This window comes from Nostoc sp. (assembly GCF_036919895.1).
Classification (GTDB): Bacteria; Cyanobacteriota; Cyanobacteriia; order Cyanobacteriales; family Nostocaceae; genus Nostoc.
Genome location: NZ_JBALBW010000127.1, coordinates 1 through 4,366 on the forward strand (window position 1 = coordinate 1; position 4,366 = coordinate 4,366).

The following is a 4,366-nucleotide window of genomic DNA, read 5'->3' on the forward strand; positions in this document are numbered from 1 at the left end:
TATTAACCCAGATTTTTGCCAAGCTTACTGCTTTAGGTCGTATTCATCCCGTTTCTACAGGCGTTGAACCCTCATAAATTGGCAATGGTATTGATGATAACAAACCAATTGCTTGTCGAGAAACTCCCTGCTGACGCATGAATACGGGTAGGGCTTGAAACAGAAACATCGTGGGGATGAACTGTGACATATACAAACTGCCCAATAACCCTAGTTTCTCCAAACTTTTGGTACTAATCATCAAGATCAAGTTTCCTACGTTAATCAGAACTCGAAAGACACTGAACCCCGGACATTAAAAGGTGGCGCTGGAGACAAGGCACCAACCTGGGTATAATAATACTGAGTATTAAATACATTATTAAAGTTCAGACCAATGCGTAATTTATTGCGGCGATAAAAGAAAGCAGCATCCGCTCTGAGGTATGAAGGCACGGTGAAAGTATTCGGCAATGCTACTTCATAGTCTCCTGAATACACTAGTCCCAAACCAAACCCCAATCCCTTCAAATTGCTACTTTGCAACTCATAAGTTGTCCACAAACTAGCACTGTTATACGGCACACCAATTAATCGATTACCTACAGGAATACGGTTGTCTTGGCTGACAAAGGCATCTGTGTAAGTGTAAGTACCTATGACCTTCCATCCCGGCAATATTTGTCCGGTGACATCTAGTTCAATCCCCCGGCTTTTTTGTTCTCCCGTTTGAATGCTATAAAATGGATTTGTTGGGTCTGCTGTGAGTAGATTTTGCCGAGTAATTTCGTAGAATGCTAATGTAGCTGAAAGACGATTTTCCAGAAATTCCTGTTTAATTCCCACCTCAAATTGTTCAGAAGTTTGCGGTTTAAATAATTCTCCTGTCTTGCTCGTACTAGAGTACACAGGATTAAAATAGTTAGACCAATTAAAATAAAGAGACGTTGACTTACTCGGCTGATAGACAATCCCTGCTCGTGGCGAAAATTTATTATCTACTTGCTCGTTAATTAAATTGCCACCAGGACTATCGTTGGCAAAGGATCTACTAGAATCAAAGCGCACACCTGCCAAAAGTTTGAGATTAGGCAGAATCTCGACCAAATCTTGTACATAAATTCCCAGATCGTCTGCACCATATTGGCTAGCAAGTCCAAGTTGAGAACTGAAGGAGCCTGGTTGCGCTCCATATACTGGATTAAAAATATTAATCGGCGCGAGGAATGCGCCGGCAAAATTAGTGCTTAATTCCCTTCGATATAGCTCTACTCCAACTAAAATATTGTGGTTGATTGAACCAGTGCTAAACTTACCAAATAATTCATTTGTAAACGTATAGTTTTCACTTTGTTCAGTCCCTTTTAATATCAGCCGATTCACCGTGCCATCGGCATTTAAGTTTGGTGAGTAGTAATATGTGTAAGAGCCTAAATCCAGGTTAGCTAGGAGTGCGTTAAATCCTTGCTTAAAGCTCCAATTGTCACTAAACTTACGTTCCAGGGTATAAGTAACCGAAGTTGAATCTAGGTGGCTAGTATTTGCACCTGGCTCTGCCAGAGACCTGCTGATGGGAATTTGTAATGATTGTGGTACAAGGGGGAGTCCACTATCAAAAACAAAATCAGATTTTTGATATTCAACTTGGGTAGAAAGAGTAGTCTTTTTGTCAATTTGCCAGGTTAAAGCAGGCGCTAATAAAAGGTTCTGATTATTAATAAAATCACGATAGCTACCTGCATTTTCATAGGAAGCATTCAGCCGATAAAGAAGCGCGTTATTTGTGGTCAGTGGCCCTGTAAAATCCAAGGATGAACGGTAATAATCATAACTACCGACAATGAAGCTAGTATTATATAAAGGTGTATCCAGGGGTTTTTTTGTCAATACATTCAGTAACCCTCCTGGGGTATAACCACTACCATAAAGTACTGCGGCTGGCCCCTTTAACACCTCGATGGACTCGATATTGGCGGTATCACCAGGAGTCAGACCTACCGGACCGCGAAACCCATTGCGGAAATAGCCAAAATCGGCAAAACCTCGAATTGTATAGGCTGATGAAGTTCCATAACCTATAACTTTTTGGACTCCGCTCACATTATCGGTGATGTCGTCTTGACGCACAATCTGCCGATCTTCGATTACCTGACGGGGAATCACCTGAACTGACAGAGGAATGTCGCGCAGTGGCACCGAGAACTTGGTTATTGAATTACTCTTTTCTCATTCTTGATCTGAGGTTGCTGGCGATCGCTGACTCGTTAGTGCAGTAGTTCGCCAAACAAACTTTGTGGAGTTCGTAGTGTTTGCGTAGCATCTCGTAATGTTGGGTTGCGCTCCGTTTAACCCAACCAACAATTTTTATTAAATGAACTGTATTAAGTCATAGTAATGAATGACCTGTCTTCCAAAAATAAAGATAACAAAGGAAGAAAATAATGAAAATTGATAGACCATCTTCAGAACGTATTGGAGCCGAAATTTCAGATATAAATGTTGCTTTGGTTAATGCAGTAGAAGTCAATATAATTAAACAACTTGTATACGAGCATAAATTAGTAGTCTTCAGAGAGCAAAATATTACCGATGACCAATATTTAGAATTGGCTCAAAAAATTGGGACACCACAAATTTATCCTCAAGACAACTATCATCACCCAGATTATCCCGAAATATTTGTATCTTCTAATGTTCCCAAAGATGGGATAAAATTTGGTGTCGCCGGAACTGGTAGATATTGGCATACTGATTGTGCATTTCTTGATGAACCCTTGCCATTTACGATGTTATACCCACAAGTGCTGCCAAATTCTCTTAGAGAAACCTATTATATCGATATGCAGCAAGTTTATAAAAAGTTGCCTCCAAACTTAAGAAGCTATATCGATGGAGAATATCTGATCCACGAGGCAAAATGGCGTTATAAAGTGCAAGATTCGGATATCGATAAGGCAATTATAGATATTTTGGATGATTTTGAAAAGAAATTTCCACCTGTTAAACATCCTGCTGTGATTACGCACCCTGTTACTCACGAAAAAATCTTGTACATGAATCAAGGTTTTACTACTGGTATCAAAGGACTTGACTATGAAAAAAATCAAGTCCTTTTGCGGGAGTTATTTTCATTTATTGAGCGTGATGAGCATATTCACACTCATATCTGGAAAGATGGTGACATTTTATTGTGGGATAACAGAACCCTTAATCACATGGCATCCACAGTCCCGAAAGGGGAAAAAAGTGTAAGCTACCGCATTGGTATTTACGATGGCTTACCATTTTATATTCCCTAATTTATTCAGGAGAACAGTTATGGATATCAACGAGCAATCTACCAAGACAGAGGAAGTAAGTCAAGATTTATTGAATATTTTTCTTGAACCCTACAAAGGTGATTGTAAGTATTTGAGAAAGGCTCATTTTCAATATTTAGATTCTAAAGAATCGCCGGAAAAATTGACAACTGGAAATAAAAAAAAATTCTCAATCAAAGGAGAGTTTTCGATTCCAGAGTCTTGTTATATTACAGATACAGGACACTTTAATTCTGTGGAGTTCAACATTTGTTACAACCAGTTATTTTATATCATGATTGCTTATGTTCTGAACAATAAATTGCTGTCAGTAATGGCAGACTGGGATCTAGAAATTTATAAACGTCGCCAACTTAGTAATTTTCTGATTGTTAAGTTTTCCAGTACCTTTAGAAAACAAATAAATTCTAGTCACTTTCAAGGAACTCTATCAATCAATAAATCCTCGGAACGGGGAAATTTAATCATATTGAAAACCTCATGCGCCTTTTACGATCGCAATGATGGTTGGGCTGAAGGTGATGTTACCATTGCTATCTTAAAGAGTGAACCGGACATCAGCCTTGATGATACTCGTCGCACATCTGTAAGTGTATAGTAAGCACCCTAACCAAACAGAAAAACTGGTTCTACCGATCCCTTGATGCAAAATCTGGTTAAAAATCCTTAAAAGCTTTACCCTGTAAGGATTTTAACCAAAATCATAGCTTGAACTTGATAAGTCTTGCCTGATAAGGCTTTCACCATGATTGAGGTTTAATTACCATCAGGGGATCGGTAGAGCCAAAAAACTTTGTGCCTTTCATGCACTTCAACATTATGGACGAAACAGAAGTAGAGCAAATCTTGGGACAACGACACCATCTTTTACAAAGATTGACACAGGGGACTGCAAGTGAAAATCAAGCATTCCTGACAACTTATATGCAGGAGTTAGTTGCTCAAGCTATAGGGATTAGTGCATCCCAACTAGATACAGCACTTTGCGTGACTAACTAGTACAGTAGCAGCAGTGAGAAAAATAGTTTTGGAGTTGCTTGCTTGAGCATAAGAGGACTCCTAGTGAC

At 39.2% G+C, this 4,366-nt stretch carries 5 protein-coding genes; 3 read left to right on the forward strand and 2 right to left on the reverse strand.

Going from position 1 to position 4,366, the window contains the following annotated elements; translation table 11 throughout:
• Positions 1-43: 43 nt before the first annotated feature.
• Positions 44-190, reverse strand: coding sequence for a hypothetical protein (locus V7K55_RS25165; protein WP_334835704.1), 147 nt, complete (start codon positions 188-190; stop codon positions 44-46).
• A gap of 74 nt (positions 191-264) precedes the next feature.
• The gene (locus tag V7K55_RS25170) at positions 265-2,175 is read right to left on the reverse strand and encodes a TonB-dependent siderophore receptor (RefSeq protein ID WP_334835707.1); all 1,911 of its coding nucleotides are present in this window, start codon (positions 2,173-2,175) and stop codon (positions 265-267) included.
• A 245-nt stretch (positions 2,176-2,420) separates the two neighbouring features.
• Here V7K55_RS25170 and V7K55_RS25175 point away from each other — a divergent pair, with 245 nt between their 5' ends.
• The 3 genes from V7K55_RS25175 to V7K55_RS25185 all read left to right on the forward strand — a co-directional run bounded on the left by V7K55_RS25175 (position 2,421) and on the right by V7K55_RS25185 (position 4,298).
• Positions 2,421-3,278, forward strand: a complete 858-nt coding sequence (locus V7K55_RS25175; RefSeq protein WP_334835709.1) for a TauD/TfdA dioxygenase family protein — start codon at positions 2,421-2,423, stop codon at positions 3,276-3,278.
• A gap of 19 nt (positions 3,279-3,297) precedes the next feature.
• Complete coding sequence (locus tag V7K55_RS25180; protein WP_334835711.1) at positions 3,298-3,897, forward strand: FcoT family thioesterase; 600 nt, start codon at positions 3,298-3,300, stop codon at positions 3,895-3,897.
• Between the two features lie 221 nt (positions 3,898-4,118).
• Positions 4,119-4,298, forward strand: a complete 180-nt coding sequence (locus V7K55_RS25185; protein ID WP_334835714.1) for a hypothetical protein — start codon at positions 4,119-4,121, stop codon at positions 4,296-4,298.
• The last annotated feature ends 68 nt before the right edge of the window (positions 4,299-4,366 follow it).